Here is a 17,485-nt window from a genome sequence, read left to right on the forward strand (position 1 = left end):
AAGCGAGAAGCGAGAAGCGAGAAGCGAGAAGCGAGAAGCGAGAAGCGAGAAGCGAGAAGCGAGAAGCGAGAAGCGAGAAGCGAGAAGCGAGAAGCGAGAAGCGAGAAGCGAGAAATTTTTTCAACCCTGATCACTGCTGTCAAGTATTTCACCACCTCGAGCGCAGCGTACTCGCAGGGCAAAGCCCGATCTCGACTCTCGCCTCTTAACCAAAAAGGGGCCGGCCAAGCCAACCCCTCACACTAATGCCAAAACTGAAACCTAAAGGCCAGCGTTAGCAAACACTTGGTTAACAATCTCCTGCGCTTCCGCTTCGATCTGTTTTAGGTGCTCTTCGCCTTTGAAGCTCTCACAGTAGATCTTGTAGATGTCTTCTGTGCCTGATGGGCGAGCGGCGAACCAGCCGTTGTCTGTGGTGACTTTTAGGCCGCCGATGGCTGCGCCGTTGCCTGGAGCATGTGTTAGGCGGGCAGTGATGGCATCACCAGCTAGCGTATCAGCGGTGACCATTTCGGCAGACATCTTCTTCAGAATGTCTTTTTGTGGACCGTTTGCGACGGCTTGGATACGGTTGTACTGAGACTCGCCGTGCTTAGCGGCTAGCTCTTCGTAGTACTCTTGTGGGTTCTTGCCCGTCACAGCGGTGATCTCAGCGGCAAGTAGACACAAGATGATGCCATCTTTGTCTGTTGCCCATGGCGTGCCGTCTTTGCGCAAGAAAGACGCACCCGCACTCTCTTCACCGCCAAAGCCGAACTTTCCTGAGTAGAGTCCGTCAACAAACCACTTAAAGCCAACAGGCACCTCACACAGCTCACGACCAAGGTCAGCCACGACACGGTCGATCAGTGCGCTTGATACTAGCGTTTTACCCACAGCAACATCTTGTGCCCAGCCTTCACGGTGACGGTAAAGGTAATCAATACATACCGCTAGGAAGTGGTTAGGGTTCATTAGGCCTTTTGGTGTCACGATACCGTGGCGGTCGTAATCTGGGTCATTACCAAATGCAAGGTCGTACTGATCTTTCAACGCCAATAGACCCGCCATCGCGTAAGGTGATGAGCAGTCCATGCGAACTACGCCATCTTTATCTAGCGACATAAACTGGAAGCTTGGGTCGATCGCTTCGCTGACCAAGGTCAGGTTTAGATTGTAGGTCTCGGCAATTTGACGCCAGTAATCAATACCGCTGCCACCCAGTGGATCAACACCGATATTTAGCTTGGCTTTTTGAATCGCTTCAATATCAATCACATTGGTCAAGTCATTCACGTACGGCGTGATCAGGTCTTGCTCTACAAACAGATCAGAAGCTTTTGCTTGCGCCAAAGGCATGCGCTTAACGCCCTCTAGCCCATTAGCGATCAGTGCATTGGCACGGTCTTCGATCGCTTGAGTGAGTTCACCCTCTGCTGGACCACCGTGGGTTGGGTTGTACTTGATACCGCCGTCTTGCGGTGGGTTGTGTGATGGTGTGATCACGATACCATCGGCTTTCGCTTCATTCGCTTGGTTATAAGTCAGGATCGCGTGTGATACACCCGGCGTTGGCGTGTAACCATTGTTCGCCTGAGCGATCACCTGAACACCATTCGCAACCAACACCTCAATCACGCTGGCAAACGCTGGCTCAGAGAGAGCGTGGGTATCTTTACCGACAAAGATAGGGCCGGTTGTGCCCTTTTCTGCGCGCACTTCAGCAACTGCTTGGGCAATGGCAACAATGTGGTGCTCATTAAAAGAGGTTTTATCCGCCGTACCGCGGTGGCCAGAAGTACCGAACTGAACTTTATGCTCAGGGTTTGCGGCCTGTGGTTGCAGTAGGTAGTAGTTAGACACTAGGGCTGGAATATTATGCAGGTCTTGCTGTTGCGCTTTTTGTCCCGCACGTGGGTGCATAGCCATGACGACATCCTTTCTAAATTACAAAAATAAAAAAAACCTCATAATACTGATTTTGATCCCAGCATTATGAGGTTTACATCCAATTTTTCTAAATTGACAGTGTGACTTTTTCAATCAAATCAGCCGGAAAGCTCATTCGAGCCATAAGCTGCTCGACCATCTGACGTTTGCGGCTGGTGTTGTTATTGGTGATCACCCAAAACGGTGTATTTGGGATCGCTTTTGGCTTAGTTGTCTTGCCACCCTCAAGCAGTGTCTGCTCATTGTCCGCAAAGTAAACGCGCTTGCGGCCCTTAACCTGCATCGCTTCCGCGAAGTCTTCTGGGCTCAGTGTGTACAGAGTCGAAAGCACCAACATAAAGCGATCAATCGCCTTTTTCAGTCCCGCGAACTCATCTGAGATCAATAGCGATCGCATCTCTTTAACACTATCTACGCCGTTAATGCGACCCGCATCTTTGCTCACTACAATGCCTTGTGGCTCCTGCGCTGCAAGATTTGCCGCTGCAGGTATACCCATCGCGGGTACACCTTGTGTTGGTGCCGCCTGACCGTTTCGATCAACCTTTAGCAGGCGACGTAGAATGTCTGATGCACTCTCGCCGATATGCTGGGTTTGGCTAGCAATGTAGCGGTAAAGATCCTCATCAACCTCAATTGTTTTCATTCGCTTTTCACAATCTCAATGTTTAAACTCTGAGGAATTATACCCAAGTCATCCTAAGATGCTAGGGATCATCCTGTAAATAACTACGCCTGAGTAGCACAATTATTAAAACCAACTATGTCAGAATTGCTCAATTATAAAATTCAGGGATCGGGTCAGCCGGTTGTGTTGATCCACGGCCTGTTTGGTAGCCTTGATAACCTTGGACTCGTCGCGCGTGGACTGGAAGAACACTATCAAGTGATCAGCCTAGATCTGCGCAATCATGGACGATCTTTCCATCACAACACTCACACCTATCAAGAGCAAGCGCAAGATGTGCTGGCTCTACTTGATCACCTTGATCTGCAACGTTGCTCACTCGTCGGTCACTCTATGGGCGGTAAGGTAGCAATGAAGATCGCCAGCCTTGCCCCGCAGCGCGTGGAAAAGCTCACCGTGATGGATATGGCCCCCGTTGCCTACACCACACACAATCATGACAACGTCTTTGCCGGACTCAAGTCGGTGATCAGCCACCAGCCCACCTCTCGCAAGGAGGCAATGGCCCTACTTGCTAACAGCATTGAGATGGAAGGCGTGCGTCAGTTCCTATCCAAGTCGATGTTTAGCGATGAGGGGATTATTCGTTGGCGCTTTAATGTTGCCACCCTGCTTGACCAGTATTCCTCTATTGTCGGCTGGCAGCCTGGGGAGCCATTTGAGCAGCCAACCCTGTTTATGAAAGGCGCCAACTCTGACTATATCTTGGCTGAGCACCAAAGTGCCATCGCCCGTCAATTCCCACAAGCGAAGGCGCATATCGTTGCCAATACCGGTCATTGGCTGCACGCTGAAAAACCTCAGGATGTGATCCGAGTGCTGCGCCGATTCTTACAATCTGAGTGAGCACTCGGGTGTGTCGCACCGAACTGAGAACACTCACAGATAGTCAAACGACAATCATTAACATCTATCTATAACAGTGTTATAGTGCGCGCAAGCAATTTGGCATCAAGGGACAGTATGCTATACGACTACATGAACGTATTGGAATCGATTGGGTTGGATCTGTTGTTTGCCGCGATCTTTTTTATGATCGGCATGGCCATCAAAGATGTTCTCAACCAAGCCAAGGTTCCACCATTTGGTCGTCGCATCGTATGGTTGGTGCTGTTTCTCGGCTGCGCTGGATTTATTGCCAAGGGCATAATTCAGATCAGTTGGGAAGGCACGGGATTATAGCCAGGAGAACCAGCGGAATAACCACTGCTCCTCTTTTTTGCCAACACTAAACAAACAAAGGTAGAGAATCTATGGCAAGTGTAGGTATCTTTTTCGGCAGCGACACAGGTAACACTGAAGCTGTTGCTAAAATGATTCAAAAGCAACTAGGTAAACAACTGATCCAAGTACAAGATATCGCGAAGAGTAGCAAAGAAGACATCGATAACTTTGACCTGCTGCTACTCGGTATCCCTACATGGTACTACGGTGAAGCGCAGTGTGATTGGGATGACTTCTTCCCTGAGCTTGAGCAGATCGACTTCTCTACTAAGCTAGTTGCTATCTTCGGTTGTGGTGACCAAGAAGATTACGCCGAGTACTTCTGCGATGCGATGGGCACCATCCGCGACATCGTTGAAGCAAAAGGCGGCACCATCCTTGGCTACACGCCAACCGAAGGTTACGAGTTTGAAGCATCAAAAGCCCTAGTTGAAGGTGACGACTCTCAGTTTGTCGGCCTGTGCATCGACGAAGACCGTCAACCAGAGCTAACCGAAGAGCGCGTCAACAACTGGTGCAAACAAATCTTCGAAGAAATGTGCTTGTCTGAGCTCGCTGACTAACCTGAGCTCACTGTAAACTTTCCCACAAACCCAGGCTTATATGCTTGGGTTTTTGCTTTAAGGGTGCGGGGTTCGGGTTACACTTCGTTCCGAGTATCGAGGAATACACCGCGCGTGATGCCCCCCTCGATTCTCGATTCTCGATTCTCGCCACTGTGGTTTTAATTATCCTTTGAACATCAAGGTTTAATGTTGTGCTCGCTTGCCCTATAATCAGGGGATAATTAGATTATAGAAGCCGCAGATCGCCAACAGGAACGTATATGCCGGACAACAATAAAGCCTTAAAGGACGCTGGCCTTAAAGTCACCTTACCAAGGTTAAAGATTTTAGAACTACTCCAACAACCAGATTGTCAGCATATCAGTGCTGAAGATTTGTATAAAAAGCTCATTGATCTTGGTGAAGAGATTGGTCTTGCGACCGTCTATCGAGTTTTGAACCAATTTGATGACGCGGGCATAGTGACTCGTCACCACTTTGAGGGCGGTAAGTCAGTGTTTGAACTCGCGACTCAACATCACCATGATCACTTAGTATGCCTCGACTGTGGTACTGTAATAGAGTTCTCTGACGAGGTTATAGAGCAGCGCCAAAATGAGATCGCGCAAAGCTACGGTATGACTCTGACAAACCACAGTCTATATCTCTACGGCAAAAGCGTTGATGGTGCGTGTAAAACCAATCCTGACGCACATAAAAAGAAGTAAGCTCACGCTTCTTAAAGTAACCAGCCTCTGTGGCTGGTTTTTTATTACCTTAGTTTTCATTACTAGGTGAAAAGAAAAAGGTCAGCGCTAGGCTGACCTTCTATTCAACAGAGTAGCTTAAAGCTTACTTCGACTCGATCTTAGCCCAAGTATCACGCAGGCCAACCGTGCGGTTGAATACCAATGACTCTGGAGTCGAGTCCTTAGAATCAACGCAGAAGTAACCGGTACGCTCAAACTGGAAGCCCGCTTCAGCGGCAGCAGTTGCTAGGCTTGGCTCGACAAAACCATTTACCTTCACCAGTGACTCTGGGTTAATCGTCTCAGCAAAGTTATCTGCCGCGGCTGGGTTTGCAACGGTAAACAGGCGATCGTAGAGACGGATCTCAGCAGGTAGGGCCTTGTCTGCCGATACCCAGTGGATCACACCTTTCACCTTACGACCATCGGCTGGGTTTTTACCTAGCGTGTCAGCATCATAGCTACAGAAAATCGTCGTGATGTTGCCCTGCTCATCTTTTTCAATGCGCTCAGCCTTGATCACGTAAGCTCCACGTAGGCGAACTTCTTTGCCTAGCACCAAGCGCTTGTACTTTTTGTTGGCTTCTTCGCGGAAGTCATCGCGCTCAATCCACACCTCACGTGTGAACGGCACAGTGCGCTCACCCATTTCAGGCTTGTTCGGGTGATTGGCTACCGTCAGCTCTTCCACTTTACCTTGGTCGTAGTTCTCAATAACGATCTTAATTGGGTCCAACACCGCCATTGCACGTGGCGCGTTCTCGTTAAGATCATCACGAATACAAGACTCAAGCGAGCCAAACTCAATCATATTCTCTTGCTTGGTCACGCCAATACGCTTACAGAACTCACGAATTGACGCAGCGGTAAAGCCACGGCGACGCAGACCAGAAATGGTCGGCATACGCGGATCATCCCAGCCTGATACCAGGTTCTCGGTGACCAACTGGCTCAGCTTACGCTTCGACATAACCGTGTATTCAAGGTTCAGGCGGCTGAACTCGTATTGACGCGGCTGGCAGTCGATCGTGATGTTTTCCAATACCCAGTCGTATAGACGACGGTTGTCTTGGAACTCAAGCGTACACAGTGAGTGAGTGATACCTTCCAGCGCATCTGAGATACAGTGCGTGAAGTCGTACATTGGGTAGATACACCACTTATCACCCGTTTGGTGGTGGTGAGCAAAGCGAACGCGGTAAAGCACTGGATCGCGCATCACCATGAACGATGAGCCCATGTCGATCTTGGCACGTAGACACGCCTTACCTTCCTCGAAGCCGCCATCACGCATCTTTTCAAATAGCGCAAGGTTCTCTTCAACGCTGCGATCGCGATAAGGACTTGGCTTACCCGGTGCAGTCAGCGTACCACGATATTCGCGGATCTCATCTGGCGTTAGCTCTTCAACATAAGCCAGACCCTTTTCGATCAGCTCAACCGCGTAACCGTAGAGCTTGTCAAAGTAGTTTGATGAGTAACAGATGTCGCCCGACCAATCAAAGCCCAACCAGCTCACGTCGTTTTTGATCGACTCAACGTATTCCACGTCTTCTTTTTCTGGGTTGGTATCATCAAAGCGAAGGTTACACTGACCTTGGTAGTCCTGAGCAATTCCGAAATTCAAGCAAATCGATTTCGCGTGACCAATGTGCAGGTAGCCGTTTGGCTCCGGTGGGAAACGCGTATGAACATGATTATGTGTTCCGTCGGCCAGATCTTTATCAATGATTTGGCGAATGAAATTCGATGGACGAGTTTCAGTTTCACTCATCAAGAGTACCTCAATCTTTTAATTATCTTCTCAAGCCCCTTTCTCAGGGCGTATCTGCTAATAATCCATGATTCTGCAGCCAAACACAACCTAATATACCCAAGTAACCCTAAGATGTAGTTTCAACGCATACCCGAGTAACCTCAGAATGCCGCTTCAAAAACAAAATGAGCCCCTAAAGGGGCCCATCGCTAAAAGGAAACTCACAGATTACTGTGGCAGAGGCACTACCGACAGGTCTTCATCAACCGGAATGTTCTTCATTTCACCGGCGACAATCTCAGCTAGGGGGCCCAAGATAACCTGAACGTTGTTGGCACCTAATTTCACCACGCCCATCGCACCCAGATCTTTGAGTGTCTTCTCATTAATCACGCTGGTATCTTTGATGGTCAAGCGCAGACGGGTAATACACGCATCAATGCCCTGTACGTTTTGATGACCACCCAGTGCCTTGAGGTATTGCTTTGCAAGCTCAGAGGCATTTTCAGAACCCGTCTCGGCAGAGTCCTCTTCATCTTCACGTCCAGGCGTCTTTAGACCAAACTTCAAGATTACAGTACGGAACACTGCATAGTAGACACCAAAGAACACTAGGCCTTGGATAATCAACATATACCAATTGACCGCAAGAGGGTTACGCGTTGATAGCACCATATCCACCAAACCGGCCGAGAAACCAAAACCGGCAATCCACTGCATTGAGGCGGCGATAAACACCGACACGCCGGTGAGCAATGCGTGCAGAACATAAAGCACTGGCGCAAGGAACATAAATGAGAACTCAAGCGGCTCAGTAACACCAGTAAAGAAGGAAGCAAAACCCGCCGCTAACATAATAGAGGCAACTTTGTTTTTATTCTCCGCCTTTGATGTGTGGTAGATGGCCAGCGCTGCGCCCGGCAAACCAAACATCATAATCGGGAAGAAGCCAGCCTGATACATACCGGTCACACCGACAACCGCCGTGCCTTCGGCAAGAGATTTTGCACCGCCAAGGAAGTTAGGGATGTCATTAATACCCGCTACGTCAAACCAGAATACCGAGTTCAATGCGTGGTGCAGACCAACTGGGATCAACAAGCGGTTAAAGAAGGCATAGATACCCGCCCCCACTGAGCCCATGCTCTGGATCGATTCACCAAAGTTAACCAAACCGCCGTAAATCGTTGGCCAGACGTACATCAAAACGAACGCTATCAGAATACCAGCGAAAGAGGTCAGGATAGGCACCAAGCGCTTACCAGAGAAGAAGGCCAGGGCTTTGTGTAACTCGACAGTAGAAAAGCGGTTGTAAATCTCGGCGGAGATAATACCAACCAGGATACCGACAAACTGGTTCTCAATCTTAGAGAACGCCGCTGGTACTTGTGATGGGTCAATGCCCTGGATCTGAGCAACCGCTCCAGGAGAGAGCAAGGTCGTCACAACCAAGAAACCAACAAAGCCCGCCAGCGCCGCCGCGCCGTCTTTGTCTTTTGACATTCCATACGCCACACCGACAGCAAACAATACCGACATATTGTCGATGATCGCGGCGCCCGCCTTAATCAAAAAGGCGGCCAAAGCGCTGTTCGCCCCCCAACCCTGAGGATCAATCCAATAACCGATACCCATAAGTATCGCCGCTGCAGGCAGGGTTGCCACTGGCACCATCAGTGCCTTACCTACCTTTTGAAAATATCCGAGAATGTTCACCGTCTGTTCCCCCTGTCAAATTATCGTATTCCGTTTGAAGGACTTTTTTTAGTCGCTCAATTTAGTCCATTTCAGTTTACGGCGATAAATTCGCTCCGCAAATTAAAACCGTGCCAAATGTGATCACAATCACCTGTAAAAGGTGAAATATCGGGTTTCTGCTAGCCAGATCATAAAACTTATTTTAAGATGCAAATTAACGCAAAGTTTTGCGTATAGTAGTCAATATAGTCAGATGGCATCTATTATTAAACCACTGAATAATATAGGCATAGATGAATTAAGCTAAGATTACGTTTGATGATCTTAGCAAAACCTATACACTGCCCGATAGCGCTTAGGCGCCTCGCTGGCTAACAGACATAATTTGTTGCGTGAGTAAAGTTGCTTTATCGCTGATAACCATCTGCTAATACCAATCTAAAGCAGTCTGCACTTGCCAACGTCCCTCGCTCACTCGCTGATTAAACAAAGGATTTACTCATGTACGCGCTCACCAACTGTAAAATCTTCACGGGTACTGACGTCTTGACCCACCACGCAGTGCTTGTCGAGGGGGATCGCATCGCAGGGCTATGCTTACAATACGACATACCAGCCGACACGCCTTGTGTCGACCTCGACGGTGCGAACCTCAGCCCCGGCTTTATCGACTTACAACTTAATGGCTGTGGTGGGGTGATGTTCAATGATCAAATCACCCCTGAGACGCTGCACATCATGCACCAAGCCAATCTCAAATCAGGCTGCACCAGTTTCCTGCCGACGCTGATCACCTCGTCAGATCAGGACATGCGCCAAGCCGTCGCTGCCGCGCGAGATTACCACAATCAGCATCAAAATCACTCCCTTGGTTTGCATCTCGAGGGGCCGTATCTGAATGTGGCCAAGAAAGGCATTCATAATGTTGACTTTATTCGCCCCTCTAACGACGCGATGATCGATTACATCTGCGATAACGCCGATATAGTACGTAAGGTCACCCTCGCGCCCGAACACAATAACGCTGAGCATATTAAGCGCCTAAATCAGGCAGGTATCGTTGTCGCGATAGGCCATACCAACGCCACCTATCGCGAGGCGATGGACAGTTTTGCTAACGGTATTTCCTTCGCTACTCATCTTTTCAACGCCATGACACCAATGACCGGTCGTGAGCCAGGTGTGGTCGGTGCCATCTATGACTCGCCAGAGGTCTATGCGGGTGTGATAGCGGATGGCTTCCATGTCGATTATGCCAACATACGCATCGCGCACAAAATCAAGACTGACAAGTTGGTATTAGTGACCGACGCCACAGCTCCTGCAGGCACAGAGATGGATCACTTTATTTTTGTCGGCAAGAAAGTATATTACCGAGATGGTATGTGTGTGGATGAGAATGGCACACTCGGGGGCTCGGCCCTCACTATGATAGAAGCGGTGAAAAACACGGTTGAGCGGGTTGGTATTGCGCTAGACGAGGCTCTGCGCATGGCCACACTCTATCCCGCTCGAGCAATCAATGTCGACAACCAGCTTGGTCAAATCAAGCAGGGCATGGTGGCTAATTTGACCGTGTTTGATGACCACTTTTGTATCCAAGCCAATATAGTTAATGGAAAATACGAGCAAATATGAGCATGAATGGCGCACAGATAGGTAACGTAGACTTAGTAAAACAGCTTAATAGCGCCGCAGTGTATCGGCTGATTGACCAACAAGGCCCGATCTCTCGTATCCAAGTGGCTGAAATCAGTCAACTTGCACCAGCCAGCGTCACTAAAATCACGCGCCAGCTGATCGAGCGGGGCTTGATCAAAGAGGTCGCACAGCAAGCCTCGACTGGTGGGCGAAGAGCCATCTCTCTACAAACAGAAGTCGCTCATTTCCACTCAATTGCGGTCCGTATTGGCCGAGATTACGTTCACCTGAGTTTGTTTGATCTCGGTGGTGCCCTGCTCGCCGATACGCACCATGAGTTCTATTACACTGAGCAAGACGAAATGATGGACGGCGTGATCGGTTTTATCCGTCACTTTATCGCCGAGTACGCGGCGCATATTGAACAGCTGATCGCCATCGGTGTCATCCTGCCAGGGTTGGTCAACCCCGAGAGCGGGGTGGTTGAGTACATGCCCAATATGGACATCGATAACTTAGAACTGTCTGCGATTATTGAGCAGACATTCTCGGTTCAGTGTTTCGTCGGCAACGATGTGCGCAGCATGGCGCTGGCTGAGCACTACTTTGGCGCGAGCCAGGACTGCCAAGACTCGATTCTAGTCAGTGTTCACCGCGGCACCGGTGCAGGAATCATCGTCAATGGTCAGGTCTTTTTAGGCTTCAATCGCAACGTGGGAGAGATTGGTCATATCCAGATAGACCCCCTTGGCGAGCAGTGCCACTGTGGTAATTTTGGTTGCTTGGAAACGGTCGCGGCTAATCCAGCGATTGTAGAGCGAGTGCGCAAACTGATTCATCAGGGCTATCAGTCCAGTCTCGCCACACTCGACAGCATCACAGTTGACGATGTCTGCCAGCATGCCAATCTCGGTGACGAGCTGGCTAGACAGAGCCTGGTGCGGGTGGGTAACCAATTAGGTAAAGCCATCGCGATCACGATTAACCTCTTCAACCCGCAAAAAGTCCTGATTGCCGGGGATATAACCAAGAGCGGCGAGATTCTATTTCCCGCTATTCAGCGCAACGTCGAGAATCAATCGCTGACCACCTTTCACAACGACCTGCCCATCATTGCCGCCGAGCTCGGTGATAAGCCTACGATGGGAGCCTTTGCAATGATAAAAAGAGCCATGCTTAACGGAGTGCTGTTGCAGAAACTGCTCGAAGAGGAACAAAATTCCAATTAGAATCAAAGGCTGTTTTTACAGCCTTTTTCATAAAGAATCATATTGCACATGGATATCATACTAATAAGTGCTGCATTTATCTCCGGCGTCGTGGCGCTCAAATGCAAACTACCACCACTGGTCGGCTTCTTGCTCGCTGGCTTTGTTCTACACCATTTTGGTTATCAAACCAACAACGTCATTGAGACGCTGTCTGATCTCGGCGTGACCTTGCTGCTGTTTACCATCGGTCTCAAGCTCGACGTTCGCTCTCTGCTGGCAAAAGAGATCTGGGCAGGCGCCACCTTACATAACCTGCTATCAACACTGTTTTTTACAGTCGCTTTGGGTCTACTTAAACTGCTGGGCATTCCGAGCTTGGCATCGCTAGAGGTCTCTCACCTGCTGCTGCTTGGCTTTGCTCTGTCGTTCTCAAGCACGGTTTTTGCCGTCAAAACACTGCAGGAAAAAGGCGAGATGAATGCCACTTACGGTAATCTCGCCATCGGTATCTTGATCATGCAAGATATCTTTGCCGTACTGTTTTTGACTGTGTCCACCGGTAAGATCCCTGAATGGTACGCACTAGGCTTATTTGCCCTGCCTCTTTTGCGCCCTGTATTTTTCAAGCTGCTTGATGGTGTTGGTCACGGTGAGATGCTGGTATTGATGGGGATTTTCCTTGCCCTGGTCTGTGGCGCGGGTCTGTTTGAAGCCGTTGGCATGAAGCCTGATTTGGGTGCCTTGATCCTGGGTATGCTGCTTGCCAGCCACCATAAAGCCTCGGAGCTATCCAAGTCGCTGTTTAATCTAAAAGAGCTGTTTCTGGTGTGCTTCTTTCTCAACATCGGCCTATCAGCAGAGCCAAGCTTGCAGGGGCTCGGTCTGGCACTGCTCTTCATGCTTCTTTTGCCAATCAAAGGACTGTTCTACTTCTTTATCATCAATCACTTTAAGTTTCGCGTGCGGACCTCGCTGTTTGCCTCATTGACCCTGTTTAACTTTAGTGAATTTGGTCTGATTGTGGCCGGCCTTGCCTATAAACTCGGCTGGATGAGTGGCGATATGCTGGTTGCCATTGCGCTAGCGGTTTCAATGTCGTTCGTCGTCTCTGCCCCAATCAATAACCACGCCCACAGCCTTTATTTACGTGTTGGACGCTGGCTAAAAGAGCATGCGGCTGAAAAGCTCAACCAGCGCGATCAATTGATTGATCCCGGCAGCGCCCAGGTGCTGATTCTAGGTATGGGCCGTATCGGTTGCGGTGCTTATGATGAGCTGCATCAGCGTTATGGCAACCTGATCCTTGGGGTTGAGGTGCGTGAGGAAGCCGCCGCGGCTCACCGTACTCTGGGACGGAATGTGATTGTTGGCGATGCAACCGACTCGGATTTTTGGGAACGGATCTTAGACACCGCTAATGTCAAATTGGTGCTACTGGCGATGCCTCACCACCTGGGTAATCAGACGGCATTAGAGCAGCTCCAGCGTAAAAACTATCAAGGGCAGATTGCCGCGATTGCCGAGTATTCAGATCAGCTCGAGGGCCTACTAGAGAATGGCGTTGATGCGGCCTTTAATATCTACCAAGAGGCGGGGAGCGGCTTTGCCCGCCATGTATGCGAGCAGCTCAACCCGGAGTTTGAGGGAACCAAGCGCTCTTAACGATTGCTGTGGTAACGATAAACCACTCGAGTAGACACGAAAAAGGACCTTAACGGTCCTTTTTTGATTACAAAAGCACCACACACTAAACAATATCTATATTTTTAACTTTTTTATTAAATATTTTTTAATCCAAGTGCACTAATGTTGTTTTGTTTCTTTTATTAGGTTGCATTTTTTAATCAAACTGGCAAATTGGAAACATAACTCACAAAAATTGTTTGTAGATAAGGATGTTGTATGTGTTCTGTATTTGGCATTTTAGACATAAAAAGTGATGCAGCTGCATTAAGACCGGTTGCACTTGAGATGTCGAAAAAGCTGCGCCACCGTGGACCGGACTGGTCTGGTATTTACTCTTCTGATCGAGCAATCCTAGCGCATGAGCGCTTGGCAATCGTCGACCTCAACAGCGGTGCCCAGCCACTGTATAGCCCGGATGGAAAACTGGTTCTAGCGGTCAACGGCGAGATCTACAACCACAAAGAGATCCGTGCGCGCTACGAAGGCAAATACGAATTCCAAACAGAATCTGACTGTGAGGTTATCCTCGCGCTTTACCAAGAGTACGGTGCCGACCTACTTGAAGAGCTCAACGGTATCTTTGCGTTTGTGCTTTACGATGAAGAAAAAGACCTCTACCTCGTTGGCCGTGACCACATCGGTATCATTCCACTGTACCAAGGCTTTGATGAGCACGGTAACTACTATGTCGCCTCAGAGATGAAGGCATTGGTACCTGTTTGTAAGACGGTGAGCGAATTCCCTCCTGGTAGCTACTATGGCTCAAGCGACAGCGAGCCTCAACGCTACTACACCCGCGACTGGAATGAGTACGCTGCGGTACAGGGCAACACCACTAGCAAAGAAGAGCTTACCGAGGCTCTAGAAGCTGCAGTAAAACGTCAGTTGATGACTGACGTGCCTTATGGCGTGCTGCTATCAGGTGGTCTTGATTCATCTATCACCTCTGCGGTTGCTAAGCGTTTTGCCGCGCTACGAATTGAAGATGATGGCCAATCAGAAGCTTGGTGGCCTCAGCTACACTCTTTTGCTATTGGTCTTGAGGGAGCGCCCGATCTTAAAGCCGCGCGTGAGGTTGCAGAGGAAATTGGTACGGTTCACCATGAGATGACCTACACCATCCAAGAGGGCTTGGATGCAATTCGCGATGTGATTTACCACATTGAAACCTATGACGTGACCACTATTCGCGCCTCAACCCCGATGTTCTTGATGGGCCGTAAAATTAAGGCAATGGGGATCAAGATGGTGCTGTCTGGTGAAGGGGCTGATGAGATCTTTGGCGGTTACTTGTATTTCCACAAGGCACCAAATGCGCAAGAGTTTCACGAGGAGACCGTGCGTAAACTCCTAGCGCTGAACATGTTTGACTGTGCTCGTGCCAACAAGTCGCTCGCCGCTTGGGGCGTAGAGGGTCGTGTACCTTTCCTTGATAAAGAGTTTATCGATGTAGCTATGCGCCTTAACCCACAAGATAAGATGTGTGGCAACGGCAAGATGGAAAAACACATTCTGCGCGAATGTTTCGAGCACTACCTGCCAGAATCGGTGGCTTGGCGCCAGAAAGAGCAGTTCTCTGACGGGGTTGGCTACAACTGGATTGATACATTGAAAGAAGTGGCGGAAGCGAAGGTAACGGATCAGCAGATGGCAACCGCAGAATATCGCTTCCCGTACAACACACCAACCACAAAAGAAGGTTATGTGTACCGCGAGATCTTCGAAGAGTTGTTCCCACTACCAAGTGCCGCTGAGTGTGTACCTGGTGGCCCATCGGTGGCGTGCTCTTCAGCCAAAGCGGTTGAATGGGATGAATCATTCCAAAACTGCGTTGACCCATCAGGCCGTGCAGTACAAACCGTGCACAACGATGCCTATGAAACTGCTTAATCGATAGATAGATATCGACTTGATAGCAAAACGCCCCTAGATAGGGGCGTTTTTGTTTTAAGCTAACCAGTCACTAAGACAACTCAAGGTCACTATTGTCCACCTTGACGGCCACCATCTGGTTGAGCATTTTGACCAACATGATAGAGCGCATTTCACCATCAGGCTCTTGATAGATAGCCTCCACCCCGGCAAATTGACCCGATTTAATGGTCACAGACTGACCTTGCTTGGGTAGCTCAGAGTTTTGTGGCTCTTCATTTAGGTTTTCAAGCTGTTTAAGGCTGGCGACGAGCTCAGCTTGAACCTCCTGCGGATAAGCACCCTGGCGAACGAAATCGGCGACACCACGCGTTGAGCGAATCGTGGTGAACGTAGGGCCGACCTCAAAGTCGAAATACACGAACATATACGAGGGAAAAAGTGGCTCCAACTTGACTTGTCGCTTGCCACGGATAATTTTCTCAACCTTGACCTTAGGGTAATAACACTCGACACCTTGGTTATCGAGATGTAGTGCCGCCCTCTCTTGATCTCCGCGCTTACAATACAGCACGTACCAACGTTTCATAGAACTACCACCAATTTATTTTTTATTTATCTTGTTGTTACGACGCTACTGCTTCTCCTGCAAGGCAAGGAAGCTGACGTTTTACAATATCAGCGAGCAGGGCAATGTGTGCCTCGCTATCGTTTAAGCATGGAATATATTGAAATTTTTCTCCACCAGAATGGGTAAAGATTTCGTGACATTCTACCGAAATTTCCTCAAGCGTTTCTAGGCAGTCCGAGGCAAAAGCGGGCGTGATAATGTCAAGTTTTTTAATCCCATTTTGGGCGAGTGTTTTTAGCGTCTCATCGGTATACGGCTGCAGCCATGGCTCGCGACCAAAACGAGATTGATAGGACATGCCAATCTGCTCATCCGACACGCCAAGCTCGCGGGCCAGCAAACGCGTGGTCTCTACACAGTGCTGTGGATAAACATCACCATTGTCTGCATAGCGCTGTGGGATGCCATGGTATGAACACAACAAGTAGTCGCCCTGCCCTTTGTGCTGCCAGCTTTCACGCACTCTCTCAGCCAGCGCCTTAATATACAGCGGGTGGCTATAGTAATCGGTCACGAGATGGTACTGGGGTACTCGCGTTAGCTTACCTAGGGCTTTGATCAAACCATCGCTCACCGCGGCCGTGGTGGTTGCTGAATACTGTGGGTACAAAGGCAACACCAGCAACTCTTCCACACCCCGCTGCTGCAACGTCTCAATACCGGCCAGAAGGCTCGGGGTACCATAGGTCATACCCAGTTCAACCGGCAATCCCAACGCCTGCTCGAGAAGGGCTTTTTGCCGCTGAGAATACACCATCAAAGGCGATCCTTGTTCCATCCATACCGATTGGTACAGCTTAGCCACCTTGGGAGAACGAATCGGCAGTATCACCCCATGCAGCAAGGGGCACCAAAGCCAGCGAGTCATATCCACGACGCGATGATCGTGTAAGAACTCACTGAGAAAAGCCTTCACCGCTTTAGGCGTTGCCGCCTCCGGCGTGCCTAAATTAACCAGTAAAACACCCTGTTTTTTCGCTTCCATCATATTCCGACCTGATTGACTTTAACAGTATTCGATACGCTAATTCCATGAAAAAGAGACAAAAAAAGCGACCTAAAAGAGGTCGCTTCACTATATCAGATCTCACCAGAGATTAAGACAGTGCTTTTTCTAGCTCTGCGCTTACCTCAGCAACTTGCTTCGTACCATCAAATTTTAGGTACTTGGTGTTGCCCGCTTGCGCTTCTTTACCGTAGTACTCGATAAGAGGTGCAGTCTGCTCGTGGTACACACCTAGACGCGCACGAACGGTTTCTTCTTTGTCGTCATCACGAACCACTAGGTCTTCACCTGTGATGTCGTCTTTGCCTTCAACCTTTGGTGGGTTGTAAACAACGTGGTAAGTACGACCAGACGCTAGGTGAGCACGACGACCCGCCATACGCTCAACGATAACGTCATCAGCAACGTCAAACTCGATCACGTAATCAACGTCAACACCCATCTCTTTAAGGCCATCAGCCTGAGGGATTGTGCGTGGGAAGCCGTCAAGTAGGAAACCTTTTTCACAATCGTCTTGAGCGATGCGCTCTTTGATTAGACCAAGGATGATTTCATCAGAAACTAGTTGACCAGCATCGATCACAGCCTTTGCTTGTTTACCAAGCTCAGTACCTGCTTTGATTGCAGCACGTAGCATGTCACCAGTAGAGATCTGTGGAATACCATACTTCTCCATGATGAATTGAGCCTGTGTGCCTTTACCTGCACCTGGAGCACCTAGAAGAATGATGCGCATGTTGAATCCTCTTGTATTTACAAACGATTTATACCGAAGCTCACTGCCTCGATGTCGACGAGCAACGATAAGTTTCGGTATAAGTAGATGTTCGCCTTGACTAAAAATTAACC

Annotated in this window: 15 protein-coding genes; 8 read left to right on the forward strand and 7 right to left on the reverse strand. The window is 49.2% G+C overall.

Translation table 11 applies throughout. The annotated features are described in order from the left end of the window. Positions 1-261 precede the first annotated feature (261 nt). Both pgm and seqA read right to left on the reverse strand, forming a co-directional pair. On the reverse strand, positions 262-1,908 hold the full coding sequence (pgm, locus tag ACSTTG_RS16935; RefSeq protein WP_438475661.1) for a phosphoglucomutase (alpha-D-glucose-1,6-bisphosphate-dependent): 1,647 nt from the start codon (positions 1,906-1,908) through the stop codon (positions 262-264). Positions 1,909-1,996: 88 nt separating this feature from the next. Next, complete coding sequence (gene seqA, locus ACSTTG_RS16940; RefSeq protein WP_438460412.1) at positions 1,997-2,575, reverse strand: replication initiation negative regulator SeqA; 579 nt, start codon at positions 2,573-2,575, stop codon at positions 1,997-1,999. A gap of 117 nt (positions 2,576-2,692) precedes the next feature. Between seqA and ACSTTG_RS16945 the strand changes: the two genes are divergently transcribed. From ACSTTG_RS16945 to fcrX, 4 genes are all read left to right on the forward strand, one after another. Further along, positions 2,693-3,463, forward strand: coding sequence for an alpha/beta fold hydrolase (locus tag ACSTTG_RS16945; RefSeq protein ID WP_438460411.1), 771 nt, complete (start codon positions 2,693-2,695; stop codon positions 3,461-3,463). A gap of 117 nt (positions 3,464-3,580) precedes the next feature. Further along, the gene (locus ACSTTG_RS16950; protein WP_438475662.1) at positions 3,581-3,799 is read left to right on the forward strand and encodes a DUF2788 domain-containing protein; all 219 of its coding nucleotides are present in this window, start codon (positions 3,581-3,583) and stop codon (positions 3,797-3,799) included. Between the two features lie 71 nt (positions 3,800-3,870). After that, positions 3,871-4,404, forward strand: a complete 534-nt coding sequence (fldA, locus tag ACSTTG_RS16955; protein ID WP_438475663.1) for a flavodoxin FldA — start codon at positions 3,871-3,873, stop codon at positions 4,402-4,404. A 263-nt stretch (positions 4,405-4,667) separates the two neighbouring features. Continuing rightward, positions 4,668-5,114 carry a ferric iron uptake transcriptional regulator FcrX gene (gene fcrX, locus ACSTTG_RS16960; protein WP_438460407.1) on the forward strand — a complete coding sequence of 149 codons (447 nt, stop codon included), beginning with the start codon at positions 4,668-4,670 and terminating at the stop codon, positions 5,112-5,114. Positions 5,115-5,238: 124 nt separating this feature from the next. On the opposite strand, the gene glnS is transcribed toward fcrX, so the two are convergent. Together glnS and nagE are read right to left on the reverse strand one after the other, a co-directional pair. Then, positions 5,239-6,909, reverse strand: a complete 1,671-nt coding sequence (glnS, locus tag ACSTTG_RS16965) for a glutamine--tRNA ligase (protein ID WP_438460406.1) — start codon at positions 6,907-6,909, stop codon at positions 5,239-5,241. A 210-nt stretch (positions 6,910-7,119) separates the two neighbouring features. Then, positions 7,120-8,607: an N-acetylglucosamine-specific PTS transporter subunit IIBC gene (gene nagE / locus ACSTTG_RS16970; protein ID WP_438475664.1), complete on the reverse strand. Its 1,488-nt coding sequence runs from the start codon at positions 8,605-8,607 to the stop codon at positions 7,120-7,122. Positions 8,608-9,090: 483 nt separating this feature from the next. On the opposite strand from nagE, the gene nagA reads away from it, so the two are divergent. The 4 genes from nagA (at position 9,091) to asnB (ending at position 15,017) form a co-directional block, all read left to right on the forward strand. After that, on the forward strand, positions 9,091-10,227 hold the full coding sequence (nagA, locus tag ACSTTG_RS16975; protein WP_438475665.1) for an N-acetylglucosamine-6-phosphate deacetylase: 1,137 nt from the start codon (positions 9,091-9,093) through the stop codon (positions 10,225-10,227). A gap of 2 nt (positions 10,228-10,229) precedes the next feature. Then, complete coding sequence (gene nagC, locus ACSTTG_RS16980) at positions 10,230-11,459, forward strand: DNA-binding transcriptional regulator NagC (protein ID WP_438475761.1); 1,230 nt, start codon at positions 10,230-10,232, stop codon at positions 11,457-11,459. Positions 11,460-11,507: 48 nt separating this feature from the next. Beyond that, positions 11,508-13,103: a cation:proton antiporter domain-containing protein gene (locus ACSTTG_RS16985; protein WP_438475666.1), complete on the forward strand. Its 1,596-nt coding sequence runs from the start codon at positions 11,508-11,510 to the stop codon at positions 13,101-13,103. 240 nt (positions 13,104-13,343) lie between these two features. Continuing rightward, positions 13,344-15,017, forward strand: coding sequence for an asparagine synthase B (gene asnB / locus ACSTTG_RS16990; RefSeq protein WP_438460402.1), 1,674 nt, complete (start codon positions 13,344-13,346; stop codon positions 15,015-15,017). A gap of 73 nt (positions 15,018-15,090) precedes the next feature. On the opposite strand, the gene rfaH is transcribed toward asnB, so the two are convergent. From rfaH to adk, 3 genes are all read right to left on the reverse strand, one after another. Then, the gene (rfaH, locus tag ACSTTG_RS16995; protein ID WP_438460401.1) at positions 15,091-15,588 is read right to left on the reverse strand and encodes a transcription/translation regulatory transformer protein RfaH; all 498 of its coding nucleotides are present in this window, start codon (positions 15,586-15,588) and stop codon (positions 15,091-15,093) included. Between the two features lie 37 nt (positions 15,589-15,625). After that, the gene (gene hemH, locus ACSTTG_RS17000; RefSeq protein WP_438475667.1) at positions 15,626-16,618 is read right to left on the reverse strand and encodes a ferrochelatase; all 993 of its coding nucleotides are present in this window, start codon (positions 16,616-16,618) and stop codon (positions 15,626-15,628) included. 109 nt (positions 16,619-16,727) lie between these two features. Further along, a complete protein-coding gene (gene adk / locus ACSTTG_RS17005) occupies positions 16,728-17,372 on the reverse strand; it encodes an adenylate kinase (protein ID WP_438460399.1) in 645 nt (214 codons plus the stop codon). Between the last annotated feature and the right edge of the window lie 113 nt (positions 17,373-17,485).

The sequence above is a fragment of the Vibrio glycogenivorans genome, from assembly GCF_051660965.1.
Lineage (GTDB): Bacteria > Pseudomonadota > Gammaproteobacteria > Enterobacterales > Vibrionaceae > Vibrio.